The 14,312-nt window shown below is 65.5% G+C and carries 14 protein-coding genes; 10 read left to right on the plus strand and 4 right to left on the minus strand.

The window, feature by feature from the left end; genetic code table 11:
• The first annotated feature begins 148 nt into the window (after positions 1-148).
• Complete coding sequence (locus JIP62_RS01630) at positions 149-1,042, plus strand: enoyl-CoA hydratase-related protein (protein ID WP_201103226.1); 894 nt, start codon at positions 149-151, stop codon at positions 1,040-1,042.
• 40 nt (positions 1,043-1,082) lie between these two features.
• Here the strand turns inward: JIP62_RS01630 and JIP62_RS01635 are convergent, their stop codons facing one another.
• Complete coding sequence (locus tag JIP62_RS01635; RefSeq protein WP_201103227.1) at positions 1,083-2,486, minus strand: D-alanyl-D-alanine carboxypeptidase family protein; 1,404 nt, start codon at positions 2,484-2,486, stop codon at positions 1,083-1,085.
• A 290-nt stretch (positions 2,487-2,776) separates the two neighbouring features.
• Here JIP62_RS01635 and JIP62_RS01640 point away from each other — a divergent pair, with 290 nt between their 5' ends.
• The 3 genes from JIP62_RS01640 to clpA all read left to right on the plus strand — a co-directional run bounded on the left by JIP62_RS01640 (position 2,777) and on the right by clpA (position 6,096).
• On the plus strand, positions 2,777-3,250 hold the full coding sequence (locus JIP62_RS01640) for a phasin family protein (protein ID WP_201103228.1): 474 nt from the start codon (positions 2,777-2,779) through the stop codon (positions 3,248-3,250).
• 179 nt (positions 3,251-3,429) lie between these two features.
• Positions 3,430-3,765, plus strand: coding sequence for an ATP-dependent Clp protease adapter ClpS (clpS, locus tag JIP62_RS01645; protein WP_201103229.1), 336 nt, complete (start codon positions 3,430-3,432; stop codon positions 3,763-3,765).
• A gap of 12 nt (positions 3,766-3,777) precedes the next feature.
• The gene (gene clpA / locus JIP62_RS01650) at positions 3,778-6,096 is read left to right on the plus strand and encodes an ATP-dependent Clp protease ATP-binding subunit ClpA (RefSeq protein WP_201103230.1); all 2,319 of its coding nucleotides are present in this window, start codon (positions 3,778-3,780) and stop codon (positions 6,094-6,096) included.
• Positions 6,097-6,171: 75 nt separating this feature from the next.
• Here the strand turns inward: clpA and JIP62_RS01655 are convergent, their stop codons facing one another.
• The 3 genes from JIP62_RS01655 to JIP62_RS01665 form a co-directional block, all read right to left on the minus strand.
• Positions 6,172-6,477 carry a CsbD family protein gene (locus tag JIP62_RS01655; RefSeq protein WP_201103231.1) on the minus strand — a complete coding sequence of 102 codons (306 nt, stop codon included), beginning with the start codon at positions 6,475-6,477 and terminating at the stop codon, positions 6,172-6,174.
• Between the two features lie 80 nt (positions 6,478-6,557).
• Entirely contained in the window at positions 6,558-7,703 is a 1,146-nt protein-coding gene (locus JIP62_RS01660) for a GNAT family N-acetyltransferase (RefSeq protein ID WP_201103232.1), read from the minus strand.
• Positions 7,700-8,158 carry a RidA family protein gene (locus JIP62_RS01665; protein WP_201103233.1) on the minus strand — a complete coding sequence of 153 codons (459 nt, stop codon included), beginning with the start codon at positions 8,156-8,158 and terminating at the stop codon, positions 7,700-7,702. The genes JIP62_RS01660 and JIP62_RS01665 overlap by 4 nt, the downstream gene beginning before the upstream one ends.
• Before the next feature lie 135 nt (positions 8,159-8,293).
• On the opposite strand from JIP62_RS01665, the gene JIP62_RS01670 reads away from it, so the two are divergent.
• The 6 genes from JIP62_RS01670 to mmsB all read left to right on the plus strand — a co-directional run bounded on the left by JIP62_RS01670 (position 8,294) and on the right by mmsB (position 14,166).
• Complete coding sequence (locus tag JIP62_RS01670; protein WP_230974818.1) at positions 8,294-9,175, plus strand: hypothetical protein; 882 nt, start codon at positions 8,294-8,296, stop codon at positions 9,173-9,175.
• Between the two features lie 171 nt (positions 9,176-9,346).
• Positions 9,347-10,486, plus strand: coding sequence for an isobutyryl-CoA dehydrogenase (locus tag JIP62_RS01675; protein WP_201103235.1), 1,140 nt, complete (start codon positions 9,347-9,349; stop codon positions 10,484-10,486).
• Positions 10,487-10,549: 63 nt separating this feature from the next.
• Positions 10,550-11,260: a hypothetical protein gene (locus JIP62_RS01680; RefSeq protein ID WP_201103236.1), complete on the plus strand. Its 711-nt coding sequence runs from the start codon at positions 10,550-10,552 to the stop codon at positions 11,258-11,260.
• Positions 11,261-11,300: 40 nt separating this feature from the next.
• Positions 11,301-12,350: an enoyl-CoA hydratase/isomerase family protein gene (locus tag JIP62_RS01685; RefSeq protein WP_201103237.1), complete on the plus strand. Its 1,050-nt coding sequence runs from the start codon at positions 11,301-11,303 to the stop codon at positions 12,348-12,350.
• Positions 12,351-12,415: 65 nt separating this feature from the next.
• Positions 12,416-13,192, plus strand: coding sequence for a class I SAM-dependent methyltransferase (locus JIP62_RS01690; RefSeq protein WP_230974819.1), 777 nt, complete (start codon positions 12,416-12,418; stop codon positions 13,190-13,192).
• Positions 13,193-13,260: 68 nt separating this feature from the next.
• Entirely contained in the window at positions 13,261-14,166 is a 906-nt protein-coding gene (gene mmsB / locus JIP62_RS01695) for a 3-hydroxyisobutyrate dehydrogenase (protein ID WP_201103239.1), read from the plus strand.
• The last annotated feature ends 146 nt before the right edge of the window (positions 14,167-14,312 follow it).

Raw genomic sequence — 14,312 nt, forward strand, 5'->3', positions numbered from 1 at the left:
CCGGCGAGAGAAGACGGTGCCGGCGACACCCCAAGGCAACGGCTGAGCAGCCGGCACGTTAGATGGCTTGCCCGCTGGTCGCCGATCGTGCGACCCCTCGGCCGTCTCGTTCGGCCCCACCGTTTGAGCAGCCCCATCCGGAGACCCCATGACCGATCCCATCAAGCCTGAAGACGCCCTGGACATCACGGACGCAGAGGCGGCCGAGATCAACGCCATCGCCCATCCCCTCGTGGCCGATCCGGCCCCGGATGCGAATGACGACCTGGTGCGGATCGAGGCGACGCCGGACGGGGTGGTCTTCATCACCATCAATCGGCCGCAGAAGAAGAATGCCTTCGATGCCGCCACCATTGCGGCTCTTTATGAGGCGTTCGAGACCCTGCATGGAGCGGACAATGTGCGCGTTGTCTTCCTGCGCGGAGCGGGCGGGACGTTCAGCGCCGGGGCGGACCTGTCCTGGATGCGGGACGCCGCCGACTGGAGCGAGGGGGACAACCGCGACGATGCCATGGGCTTGGCCAGGATGCTGAAGGCGCTGCACGATGTGCCGGCCCTGACGGTCGCGCTGGTCGAGGGCTCTGCGATGGGGGGCGGCGCGGGGATCGTGGCGGCCTGCGACATGGCCGTGGCCGTCGAGGGGACGCGGTTCGCCTTTTCCGAGGTCAAACTGGGCCTGATCCCGGCAACGATCGCCCCCTATGTCGTGGAGGCCGTCGGCAGTCGCCGCGCGCGGCAACTGTTTCTGACCGCCAACATCTTCGACGCCGACTATGCGGCCCATGCCGGCCTGATCGACATGGTTCTGCCCGAAGGGTCGATGGACGAGTTCATCTCCATGCTGACCGACAGCCTCAGCCAGAATGCACCGGGGGCCATGGGCGACGCCAAACGGCTGGTCCACGACGTGGCCGGCAAGAAGATCGACCACGGGCTGATGGAAGAGACCGCCAAGCGGATCGCCCGCGCCCGCGTGTCCGTTGAAGGCCAGGAGGGCGTTCGCGCCTTCCTCGACAAGCGCAAGCCCCGCTGGGCTGAGTAGCGGCATCCTCCCTCGCGCCGTGCGGGGGAGGATTGTTTGTTCACGGGCGGACGACCGTGCAATCCAGTCGCCGCGCCTCCAGCGCAGCGCAGGCGGCTCGGGCGGCGTCCTCGGTCATGCCGGTGAAGCGGGATCGGTACCAGCCGTCCGCCGTATGGACCAGACGCTCCGCCCCTGCGAACTGCGGGCGGAAGCGACGGTTGACTTCGGTCAGCCAGTCACGCGCGACACCTTCGTCGCGGAACGCACCCACCTGGACGGTCCAGCGGCCAGCCGGCGCGCGAGGAGCAGCGGCGGGCGTGCGGGCAGGCGCGGGCGCGGCCGAGCGGCGGGCAGGCGGTGCTGCCGAACCCGTTCCACCGTTGAGAGCCGCCGTGACATCGCCGCCGCCTGTTCCGCGCTGAGAGGGGGCGGGTCTCACACGGGTGGGCGCAGGCGTCGTCAGCGTGGCGGCGGTATAGGCCACACCGGAGGGCGGGGCCGTCGGCTCGCCGTCTTCGGACTGAACCGAGGCATAGGTCACGGGGCTGGAATTATCGGGGCCGATGCCGAAGCCACGTTGTTCGAAGACGACCTGCGCCACCGCGATGCGTTCGCCGTTGGCGCGGCGGTTCTGGATCTCGAAGCCGACGTCCATCAGCTCGGCCAGGTGGGCGTTGCGGGTGGCGCTGGACCGACCACCGAGAACGATCGCCACCAGCCGCTTGCCGTCGCGCACGGCTGAAGCGGCGAGGTTGTAGCCGGAGGCGTTGGTGTAGCCCGTCTTGATGCCGTCATAGCCACTGTTGGCTGCCAGCAGACCGTTGGTGTTGCGATAGTCCCGGCCGTTGTAGGCCCAGTCATGCAGGCCGAAATAGCGGTAGTACTGCGGGAAATCGCGCATGATGGCGCGGCTGAGGATGGCGAGATCGCGTGCAGACGTCAGCTGGCGGCTGTCAGGCAGGCCGTTGGCATTGACGTAGCGCGTCTGGGTCATGCCCAGCTCTTCGGCCTTCAGCGTCATCAGGGCGGTGAACCGAGCCTCGGACCCGGCGATATGTTCGGCGATAGCCACGGCCATGTCATTGGCACTGCGGACTGCCGTCGCGCGCATGGCGTCGTCCAGACTGATCGTCTGACCGGCGGCCAGGCCGAGCTTTGAAGGCGGCTGTGAGGCGGCACGCGGCGAGATGGTCAGCACGTCGTCCAGCTTGACCCGGCCTTCGGTCAGAGCTTCGAACGTCAGATACAGGGTCATCACCTTGGTGATGGAAGCCGGGTAGCGGCGGCTGTCGGCGTGACGGGCGAAGAGCACCTCGCCGGACGCCGCATCGACCACCACCGCAGCGTATCGCGCATTGTCCGAAGACTGAGCGACCAGCGGCGCCGACCACGGCGATGGCGACAGGGCGACCACCGCCAGCATAAGCAGGCCAGCCAGTCCACGACGGAAAAATGCAGTCATCGGCAAACGACAGCCTCGTTGACTCAATGCGGGCACGGCCCCCCGGCGCGGCGCAGTTTCGGACACAGAACGATAGGTTAGCATGAGCCGTGCCGGTTTCGTCGGGGTTAACGAGCCGTCAACGGAGATTTGAAGCCTGATCTCCGGCTTGCTAAGCGATGGTGCGGTGCACAAAAGTGCTTGACGTCATTTCGCACTTGCACCATATGTGCACCGTCGCGACGGACCAAACCGTGGCGGGACCAAATTTCATCGCGGGGGAAGCCGCGAGCTGTTCAGGAGATGCGACCATGGCCGACAGCGCCACCGAAACCGTCAAGAAGACCGTCGAAACTGCGACCGCCAAGACCCAGGCTCAGGCCGAGAAGTTCCAGGCCGCCGGCCAGCAGGCCTTCCGTGAAAGCATCGACAAGTCGGTCGCCTCGATGACCGAGCTGAATGCCCACGGCAAGAAGAACCTGGAAGCCCTGGTCGAGTCGGCCACCGCCGCCCAGAAGGGTGCCGAGGCCCTGTCGCAGCAGTCGCTGGGCTTTGCCAAGAAGTCCTGGGAAGACGGCGTCGCCGCCGCCCAGTCGATCGCCCAGGCCCGTTCGGTCCAGGAGCTGGTCGAGCTTCAGACCAACTATGCCAAGTCGGCGATGGAAGCCTATCTGGCCCAGATGACCAAGGTTGCCGACGTCATGACCTCCTCGGTCAAGGACAGCTTCAAGCCGATCAACGAGCGCGTCACCGCCTCGGTGGAACAGTTCCAGGCCGCTCGCTAAGGGCTAGCCGAAATCTGAACACGAGGGGCCTCGCCGGGAACGGCGGGGCCCTTTTCTTTTGTCTATGGCCCCGTCTGCTGCGGCAGAAACGCCGTCCGCTCAAACCTGTGACTAGACGCCGCTTCAATTCAGGCCATGATTGCCTATCTGTCTATTCCTTCCCCGAAACTGGACCACGAATGCCGCCGTCAAAAAGGCCAGGTGAACAACAGGATGGAGGCCTTGGAGCCACCACCGTCACCGAGACCAAGCCGAAACTTCAGAAGCCCTCGCTCTATCGGGTGCTGATCCTGAACGACGACTACACGCCGATGGAATTCGTCGTCTATGTGCTGGAGCGGTTCTTCCAGAAGAGCCGCGAGGACGCGACCCGCATCATGCTGCATGTGCACCAGCATGGCGTCGGGGTGTGCGGCGTCTTCACCTATGAGGTGGCCGAAACCAAGGTCGCCCAGGTGATCGAGACGGCGCGCCGTCACCAGCACCCTCTGCAATGCACGATGGAAAAAGACTGAGAGGATCTGCCCATGCCCTCGTTTTCACGTCCTCTCGAAGAGACTCTGCACCGGGCCGTTCATTTCGCGAACGAGCGTCGGCATGAATATGCCACGCTGGAACACCTGTTGCTGTCCCTGATCGACGACCCGGACGCCGCCAATGTGATGCGCGCCTGCAATGTCGAGCTGGTCGCTCTGAAGACGGCCCTGACGCTGTATGTCGACAATGACCTGGCGGCCCTGGCCACCGCCGATGGCGATGACGCCAAACCGACCGCCGGCTTCCAGCGGGTGATTCAGCGCGCGGTTATCCATGTCCAGTCATCCGGCCGCGAAGAGGTGACTGGCGCTAATGTGCTGGTCGCGATCTTCAGCGAGCGCGAGAGCCACGCAGCCTACTTCCTGCAAGAGCAGGACATGACGCGCTACGACGCCGTCAACTTCATCGCCCACGGCATCGCCAAGAAGGCGGGGTCGAGCGAGACGCGGCCGGTCAAGGGCGGCGGCAATCCGTCGCCTGAAGACGCCGATGACGCCGCTGCCGTCAAATCGGGCGGCGAAGCCCTGGAGGCCTACTGCGTCGACTTGAACGAGAAGTCGCGCAACGGAAAGATCGATCCCCTGATCGGCCGCCAGGCCGAGGTCGAGCGCTCCATCCAGATCCTGTGTCGCCGCAGCAAGAACAATCCGCTGCTGGTCGGCGAGCCCGGCGTCGGCAAGACGGCCATTGCCGAAGGTTTGGCCCGCAAGATCGTCAATCACGAGGTTCCGGCCGTGCTGGAAGGCGCGACCATCTACAGCCTCGACATGGGCGCTCTGCTGGCGGGAACCCGCTATCGCGGCGACTTCGAAGAGCGGCTGAAGCAGGTCGTCAAGGAACTGGAGAACCACGAGAACGCGATCCTGTTCATCGACGAGATCCACACCGTGATCGGCGCTGGTGCCACCAGCGGAGGCGCGATGGATGCCTCCAACCTGCTGAAGCCGGCCCTGGCTTCCGGCTCTCTGCGCTGCATGGGATCGACGACCTACAAGGAGTATCGCCAGCATTTCGAGAAGGACCGCGCCCTGGTCCGCCGCTTCCAGAAGATCGACGTCAATGAGCCGACGGTCGAGGATACGGTGAAGATCCTGAAGGGGCTGAAGAGCTCCTACGAGGGCCACCACAAGCTGCGCTATACAGACGCCGCTATTCGGACGGCGGTGGAACTGTCGGCCCGCTACATGACCGACCGCAAACTGCCGGACAAGGCGATCGATGTGATCGACGAGGCGGGGGCGTCCCAGATGCTGCTGCCTGAATCCAAGCGCAAGAAGGTCATCGGCCAGAAGGAGGTCGAAGCCGTCATCGCCAAGATGGCGCGCATTCCGGCCAAGTCGGTCTCCAAATCCGACACCGAGGCGCTGAAGGGTCTGCAGACCGACCTGGAGCGCACGGTCTTCGGCCAGGACGCGGCCATCACCGAGGTGGCTGCGGCGATGAAGCTGGCCCGTGCCGGTCTGCGCGATCCGCAAAAGCCGATCGGCAGCTTCCTGTTCAGCGGCCCGACCGGCGTCGGCAAGACCGAGGTCGCCAAACAGCTGGCGGCGACCCTGGGCATCGAGATGCTCCGGTTCGACATGAGCGAGTATATGGAGCGGCACACGGTCAGCCGCCTGATCGGCGCGCCTCCCGGCTATGTCGGCCATGATCAGGGCGGGCTGCTGACGGACGCCGTCGATCAGCATCCGCACGCTGTCGTCCTGCTGGACGAGATCGAGAAGGCGCACCCCGATGTCTACAACATCCTGCTTCAGGTGATGGACAACGGCATGCTGACCGATGCGGTGGGCAAGAAGGTCGACTTCCGCAACGTCGTTCTGATCATGACGACCAATGCGGGTGCCGCCGATAATGCCCGGGCTTCGATCGGTTTCGGACGCGGCAAGGTGGAAGGCGAGGACGACAAGGCCATTCAGCGGCTGTTCGCGCCGGAGTTCAGGAACCGCCTTGATGCCATCGTCGCCTTCAAGCCGCTGGGCCAGGAGACCATCCGCCAGGTGGTGACCAAGTTCGTGCTCCAGCTGGAAGCCCAGTTGGCGGACCGAAACATCACCATCGCCTTGACCGACGAAGCCACCGACTGGCTGGCCAAGAATGGCTTCGACGAGCTTTACGGTGCACGGCCGCTGGCCCGCGTCATCCAGGAGCACATCAAGAAGCCGCTGGCCGACGACATCCTGTTCGGGCGTCTGACGCGCGGCGGGCATGTGAAGGTCGAGCTGAAGGATGGCAAGATTGCCTTCGACGTGACGAGCGCTTCGGGGGCCGCCGCCAAGGAGTCGGCCGATGAGGATGCGGCCGCCTAGGTCAGGCCGATCCTGATGTAAAAAAGGCCCGGGCAGCGATGCCCGGGCCTTTCTTTTATGCGGCGTTGGCGTCAATCAGCGACGACGACCGAGGCCCGACAGGATGACGGCCAGACCGGCCACAATGCCAGTGGTCAGCAGGGGCTTGCGGCGGGCAAAGTCGATGCCCTTGCGTGCCGTGTCCTGATATTGGGCCGGGGCCTTGGCGACCAGTCCGTCCAGACCGTCGATGACGCGGCCATAGGCTTCCGTCGCCTTGCCCTTCACCTCGTTCAGCTTGCCGTCGAATTGAAGCTTGCTGTCGCCGGTCAGGCGGCCGAGGCCGTTCTGAACCTTTCCGCCCATTTCGGTAGCGGTGCCTTCGATACGTTGATCGGTCATGGATATGTCCTTTGATGGGAGGGGCCGGGGAGGCTTGCCGTCACAGCGCACGACCACGCCTTGAGTTCCGCCCTGCGGCGTCACGTCTCGCGGTACGGCGTAAGCTCGCGCGTCAGACCCGAAATTTCTGCCTCTACGGCCGGCCGCTCGCGATCGAGATACTGGGCCACCGGACGCCGCAGGGCCGGGTCGGCGATCCAGTGCGCCGAATAGACCGGGGAGGGCAGATAGCCGCGCGCAATCTTGTGCTCGCCCTGGGCCCCGGCCTCGACGCGTGACAGGCCTCTGGCGATGGCGAAGTCGATGGCTTGGTAATAGCAGAGCTCGAAATGCAGGAAGGGCACCTCTTCCAGCGCTCCCCACTGACGACCGTAGAGGGCGTCGCGTCCGATGAAGTTCAGGGCCCCGGCGATCGGCCGGTCTTCGCGGAAGGCCATGACCAGGGCGATCCGGTCGGCCATCGTCTCTCCGACCAGGCTGAAAAAGTGCCGCGTGAGATAGGGCCGACCCCATTTGCGGGACCCGGTGTCCATATAGAAGGCAAAGAAGGCGTCCCAATGAGCCTCTGTCAGGTCCCGGCCGGTCAGGACCCGGATGTCCAGTCCGGATTGGGCGTCGCGGCGTTCGCGGCGGATCGTCTTGCGCCGGTTGGATGACAGGGCCGCGAGAAAGTCGTCGAAGGTAGAATAGCCGCGGTTGCGCCAGATGAACTGCATGTCCTGGCGGGGCAACATGCCGGCCTGGCGCATCGCCAGCCATTCGGGCTGGGTCGGGAAGTTGACGTGCAGGGACGAGACGCCGGTCTGTTCGGCCAGGGTCAGGGCCCCCTGGATCAGGCTCTCGCGGCTCGTCTCTGGGTCGCCGTCAGGATGGGCCAGGAACCGCGGCCCTGTGGCCGGGGTGAAGGGGACGGCACCCAGAAGCTTGGGGAAATAGCGTCCGCCCGCACGCTCATAGGCGTCGGCCCAGGCGTGATCGAAGACGTATTCCCCCTGGCTGTGGCCCTTGAGCCAGAGGGGCATGACCCCCTGCACGGCGCCCGTTTCGTTGCGCAGGGACAGGTGCCGCCCGGCCCAGCCCTGACGTGGGACTGCGCTGCCTGAAGCTTCGCACGCATGCAGGAAGTCGTAGCTGACGAACGGATCTCCGGTCGGCAGGGCGCAGGCGTCCCAGTCCGTCCGACCGATGTCGGCAATGCTCTCGTGGACCTGGACGGTGAGGGTCACCGCACCTCTACGACGGCGTCCACCTCGACCGCAAAACCGAGGGGCAGACGATAGACGCCGACGGCCGATCGGGCGTGGCGACCGGCGTCGCCGAACACCTCGACCATCAGGTCGGAGCAACCGTTGATGACGGCGGGAATGGCGGTGAAGTCCCCCGCGGCCTGAACGAAGCCGCCCAGTTTGACGACACGCACGACGCGGTCCAGGTCACCCTCGACGGCCGCACTGATCTGAGCCAGCAGGTTGATGCCGCACAGGCGGGCGGCGGCCTGGGCCTGTTCCGGGGTGACGTCCTGACCGACCGTGCCCTTGATCCCGCCGGAGGCATCGTTCGACAGCTGGCCCGAGATGTGGACCAGGTTGCCAGTCCGGACATAGGGGACATAGTTGGCCACGGCCTTGGCGGGTTCAGGCAGGCTGATGCCCAGTTCGGTCAGGCGGGCGTTGGCGGACATGCGGCGGTTCCTGGGTCTGGTTTTGATATGGCGCGGGTTTAGCGCGGCCGGCAGACGCCGTCATCAAGGCCCGCACTTTTCGCGGTGGATTTAAAGGTTCACCAACCCCGACGTGGCAGTCTGGCGATCATGGATATGCAGATCAGCTCCCCCAATGCCGTGTTTCATGCCGTTCTGGCGGGCCTGTCCGAAGCGGATCGGGCGGTCGTTGATGCGGTCGCCGAGCCCGCCGCCATGCTGGCGACGCAGGCGGCCGCGCACTGGGATTTCTCGCTGCCCGCAGCGCGGGTGGACGAGGCCTTGGGGGCCAAGGCCAGCGACGATGCGCGACGCGGCCTGATCGCGACCTGGGCCCTGTCCACGGTGGATCGCGCTGCCGCAGCCGCTATGCCGGATGCGGTGATGTCGCTGTATCCCTTCTGGCTGGAGAAGCTGGCCAGCTTTCTTTCGCAGGCCAGCGGGCCCTATGACGCCGACTTCTGGGCCAAGGACGTGCGGTTCGCGCTGGCGCTGAGCGTGCCGGGCGCACGCAGCCAGGTGATCGACCTGTCATCGCCCATGGGGCCGGGGCAGGTGGTGCGTCACGTCCTGGGCGGCTGGGGCTTCACGCCCGTGCTGGGATATCTGAAGGCAGGCGGACGCGGCACCTGGCTGGAGGTGCATACCGAGAGCCGCCACCTTGACGACTTCAACGAGGAAGGCTGGAACCGGGCCTGGGCCACGGCGGCGGAGATCTGCCGCACACGCCCCGACCTGATGGGCATGATCGGGTCCAGCTGGTTTTATGATCCTCCCTTGACCGAGATCAGTCCCCGGCTGGCCCATCTGCGTCTCAATCCGCTGAACGGCGGGGCCTTCATGGTTCATCAGGGGCCGGGCGAGATCCACACCCAGCGCGCGGCAACAGCGTCGCCGACCCGCAAGGCCCTCATCGACAGCGGGCAGTACACCGCCCGGTCATGGCTGATGGTCTGGCCGCGCAAGGCGCTGATCGCCTGGGCGGATGCGCGGCGCTGACGGCTGAGGTCGTGTTCGCACGGGTGTGTGCGACGCAAAGAGCCCTTCCAACATTATGCGGTCGCCTGCCCCATCGTTGAGGGAAGGAGACATGGCGTCGCGCTGCCCCCCACCTTCTCGCCAGACGCGAGACGGCATAGAGAGGGGCCATAGCAGCGTGAGGAACGACCCATGGATTTCGCCCTGACCGAAGACCAGCGTGCCATTCAGGATGCGGCGCGGGCGTTTTCGGATGCCGAGCTGGCCCCGCACAGCGCCGAATGGGACGAGACCAAGCATTTCCCCGTCGATGTGATGCGCCGGGCGGCCGAGACGGGCTTTGCCGCCATCTATGCGGGCGAAGAGCATGGCGGGATGGCCCTGGGCCGGGTCGAGGCGGCGCTGATCTTTGAAGAATTGTCGCGCGGCGACGTGTCGACCGCCGCCTTCATCAGCATCCACAATATGGCGACCTGGATGATCGACGGCTTCGGGTCGGACGATCTGAGGCGCCGGTATGTGCCGCGGCTGGCGACGATGGAGCTGATCGCCAGCTATTGCCTGACGGAACCGGGGTCGGGGTCCGATGCGGCGGCGATGCGGACGACCGCGCGGCTGGATGGCGACCATTATGTGCTGAACGGCTCCAAGGCCTTCATCTCCGGGGCCGGGACCTCGGACGTCTATGTGGTCATGGCGCGGACCGGGGAGGCGGGGCCCAAGGGAATCTCGGCCTTCGTCATCGAAAAGGACACGCCTGGCCTGAGCTTCGGGGCCCAGGAGAAGAAGATGGGCTGGAACAGCCAGCCGACGGCGATCGTCCAGTTCGACGACTGCCGCGTGCCGGTGGCCAATCTGCTGGGGAAGGAAGGCGACGGTTTCCGCTATGCCATGATGGGGCTGGACGGCGGGCGGCTGAACATCGCGGCCTGCTCGCTGGGCGGGGCGCGGTTGGCGCTGGAAACGGCACAGGTCTATGTCGCGACGCGAAAACAGTTCGGCAAGGCGTTGAACGAGTTTCAGAATACCCAGTTCAAGCTGGCCGACATGGCCACGTCACTGGAGGCGGCGCGGCTGATGGTTCTGCGCGGAGCCTGGGCCATCGACACGGGTCATCCCGAGAAGACGAAATGGTGCGCCATGGCCAAGCGGATGGCCACCGACGCCTGTTTCCAGATCGCCGACGAAGCGCTGCAGCTGCACGGCGGATACGGCTATCTGAAGGATTATCCGCTGGAGCGGATCGTGCGCGATCTGCGGGTGCACCGCATCCTGGAAGGCACCAATGAGATCATGCGGATGATCACGGCGCGCGAGATGATGCGGCAGTAGCGCCGGTCGCCGCTGACAAAGCCGGAATTTCGTGATGACCTGCGGTTCAAAGAGGGGGCAACGATGAAGTTTCTGGTCTGGCTAGCCGTTCTTGTTGCAGCCGCGTCGACACCAGCCTTGGCACAGGACGCGATCGAAGAGATCGTCGTGACGGGCTCTCGTGCCATTGAATGGGACCCGGACGATGTCCCGGTGATCCAGGTCGCGCGGCGGGCAGACAATCTGATTGTTGTCGTACGCGTCGTGAACGATACGCGCGACGCCGGGTCGCGTCGGACCGAACTGATCCAGACGCTGCGGGCCATGGCGCGGGGGGCGGCGGGCCGTGCCGACATCGACCTGAGCATTGAGGACGATGGCGCGCTTGTTCCCCTGACCGAAGACATGGTGGCTACGCTGAGCCTGGGTGTCGATTCGGGGCGCTCGGATACAAGCGTGGCGACCCTGATCATCAAGACTCCGATTCGGACCGACGACACGCTGGATACAGCGACGGCGCGCATCGAGGCCTTCGTCGACGATCTGAATCCGGTTGGGCGATCAATCGTGGACATCAGTGGCGACTGGGAACTGTCGATTATCAACCCTGCTCAGTACCGGCCCGCCATCCTTGCCGCGATCGCAGCCGATGCCCGAGCGACGAGCGGGATTTTCGGTGCCGGTTACGCGGTTCAGGTCGAGGGAATGTCGAACCGTGTCACCTGGCGGCAGTCGGGGCCCTTAGACCTGTCGCTCTTCATTCCCTACGACATGTCGGTGACACCGATCCCATGATCGTCTGGACCGTCGTGGTCCCCGGCTCTATCAGGCCGTCATGACCGAACCCGAAGTCCTCACCCGCGTCGCTGCCGGCATCGGCCACATCACCTTGAACCGGCCCAAGGCGCTGCACGCGCTGAACCTGGGCATGTGCGAGGCGATGACGGCGGCGCTGCTGTCGTGGCGTGACGATCCGGCGGTTCAGTCGGTGCTGATCGACCATGCAGGCGAACGCGGATTCTGTGCGGGCGGTGACATTCGGATGATCGCCGAAAGCGGGGCGGGCGACGCCTCGGATGCCAAGGCCTTCTTCCATGCCGAATATCGGTTGAATCACCTGCTGTTCGACTATCCCAAGCCGGTGACGGCCCTGGTGGACGGGATCGTTATGGGCGGGGGCGTGGGGATTTCCGAGCCTTGCGCCGTTCGCATCGCCACCGAACGGACCACCTATGCCATGCCCGAGACAGGGATCGGCCTGTTTCCCGATGTAGGGGGTGGCTGGTTCCTGCCGCGTCTGCCGGGCGAGGTGGGCACTTGGCTGGCCCTGACCGGGGCGCGGCTGAAGGCGGCGGACACGGTGTTCCTGGGCATCCACACCCACTATCTGCCCAGCGACGCGCTGGAGGCGTTCCGGGCGATCCTGGCCACCGATCCGGCCTATCCGGCCGATGTGGCCGAGGGACTGGAGGCCGACCACGGTGAGGCGCCGATCGAGCCGCATCTGGCCGCCATCGACCGGCTGTTCGCCCACGACACGGTCGAGGCCATCTTCGAGGCCCTCGCCGCCGACGGCTCGGACTGGGCCCTGGCGCAGCTGGCCGTTCTGAAGACCAAGTCGCCGCAGTCGCTGAAGGTGTCGCTGAGGCAACTGCGGACCGGGCGCGACCTGACCGATTTCGCCGAGAACATGGCCATGGAGTACCGGCTGGGCGGCCGGGTCGTGCGGACGCATGACTTCCAGGAAGGCGTGCGGGCCGTGGTGATCGACAAGGACAATGCCCCTCAGTGGTCGCCTGCCGATCTGGCCGGGGTCAGCGAGGCGGACCTGGACGCCCTGTTCGCGCCCCTGCCGGACGATCAGGAATGGACGCCCCTGGCCTGAAGCCCCTCTTGCATCCGGGACCGAACGCAGGCGTAGCTTGACCCATGTCGTGGGAGGGTTTGCCTGTGTTGAGATCGCTTTGTCTGACCGCCGCCTGTGCGGTCGCGCTGTCCGGATGCCTGATGGTGGTGGTGGACCGCGAGGACGTTACGGTGACGCACAGCCGTGTCTCGCACGACGGCCTCTATGCCGCCGCCATTGCCGATCCGCTGAGGCCTGCGGAAGAAGTCGCGCGTGACCCGCTGCGGGCCCCGGCAGCCATGCTGGCCTTTGCCGATATCGGGCCGGGTGACCGGGTGGCGGATATCCGGCCGGGCGCGGGCTATTTCACGCGGCTGTTCGCGCGGACGGTAGGGGATACCGGCAAGGTCTATGCCTTTGTGCCCAACCGGACCATGGCGCGCGAGAACGCGCCTGCCGATGCCCTGGCCGCGGCCTATCCCAATGTGGTGCGGTTCAATGGCGATCTCGACACCATGGCCTTCGACCAGCCGCTGGACGTGGTATTCATGAGCCAGGAGTATCACGACTTCCACATTCCGGGCTTTGGCGTGGATGTGGCGGCGATGAACCGGGCGGTGTTCGCGGCGCTGAAGCCCGGCGGGCTGTTCGTCGTGATCGACCATGCAGGACGGCCCGGCACGACCAATACTGAGGTGCAGACCCTGCACCGGATCGAGGGGGCCTTTCTGAGGGCCGAGGTCGAGGCGGCGGGCTTCGTGTTTGACGGCGAATCGAACGCCGTCGCCAATCCGGACGACGACCGCACGATCAATGTCTTCGACGACGCCATTCGCGGGCGCACCGACCAGTTCGTCTATCGGTTCCGCAAGCCGGGCTGAGCGGCGACGCTGGCGTCCTGCGGGGCGAGCGGCTAACCCTGCCCGAAATCACATCGGGAGAAGACAGCATGTCGCGCAAGATCGCCTTCATCGGCCTGGGGAACATGGGCGGCGGCATGGCCGCGAACCAGGCCAAGGCGGGCCAGGCTGTGGCGGCGTTCGACCTGTCTGCGGCGGCGCTGGAGCGGGCAGGGGCGGCGGGCTGCCGACCGGTGGCCTCGGTCACCGAGGCCGTACGTGATGCCGAGGTAGTCATCACCATGCTGCCCGCCGGGCAACATGTGTTGAAGGTCTATTCCGAGCAGATCATCGGGGCGGCACCGTCCAGCGCCCTGCTGCTGGACTGTTCGACGATCGACGTGGACACGGCGCGCAAGGTGGCCAGCCTGGCGCGTGAGGCAGGCTATGTCTTTGCCGACGCGCCGGTGTCGGGCGGGACCATGGCGGCGGACGCTGGGACTCTGGCCTTCATGGTCGGCTGCGACGAAGCGGACTTTGAACGCATCGAGGCGGCGCTGGAGCCGATGAGCCGGGCCACCTTCCGCGCCGGGGACCACGGCGCGGGCCAGGCGGCCAAGATCTGCAACAACATGATCCTGGGCATCACCATGCTGGGCACGTGCGAGGCGATCGCCCTGGCCGAGAAGCTGGGCCTGGATCCGGTGAAGTTCTTTGACATCGCCTCGAAGTCGTCGGGTCAGAGCTGGAGCGTGTCGACCTATTACCCCTGGCCGGGACCGGTGCCGACCGCGCCGTCCAACCGCAACTATGACGGCGGGTTTGCCACGGCGATGATGCTGAAGGACCTGAAGCTGGCGCAGGATGCGGCGGCCAAGTCGGGAGCCTCGACCCCGCTGGGTGCGCAGTCCGAGGCCCTGTTCCAACTGTTTGACCGACTAGGTTACGGCGGCAAGGATTTTTCAGGAATCCTTCAGATGCTCCGCGGACAGTTGGACCAACTGCAGAAGGGGTAATCCGAACGGGTCAGGACTGCGGCCCGCGGCGTATTGAGAACCGTTATCAATGAAGGTCTTGCGACCATTTTGCCCCTCGGCGTGTGTGGACTTTCGGGGCTTGGCGGCGCACATAACGGCTCAACAGGATAAGCGAAAGAAGCAAA

The organism is Brevundimonas vitisensis (assembly GCF_016656965.1).
In the GTDB taxonomy this organism is placed as follows: Bacteria; Pseudomonadota; Alphaproteobacteria; order Caulobacterales; family Caulobacteraceae; genus Brevundimonas; species Brevundimonas vitisensis.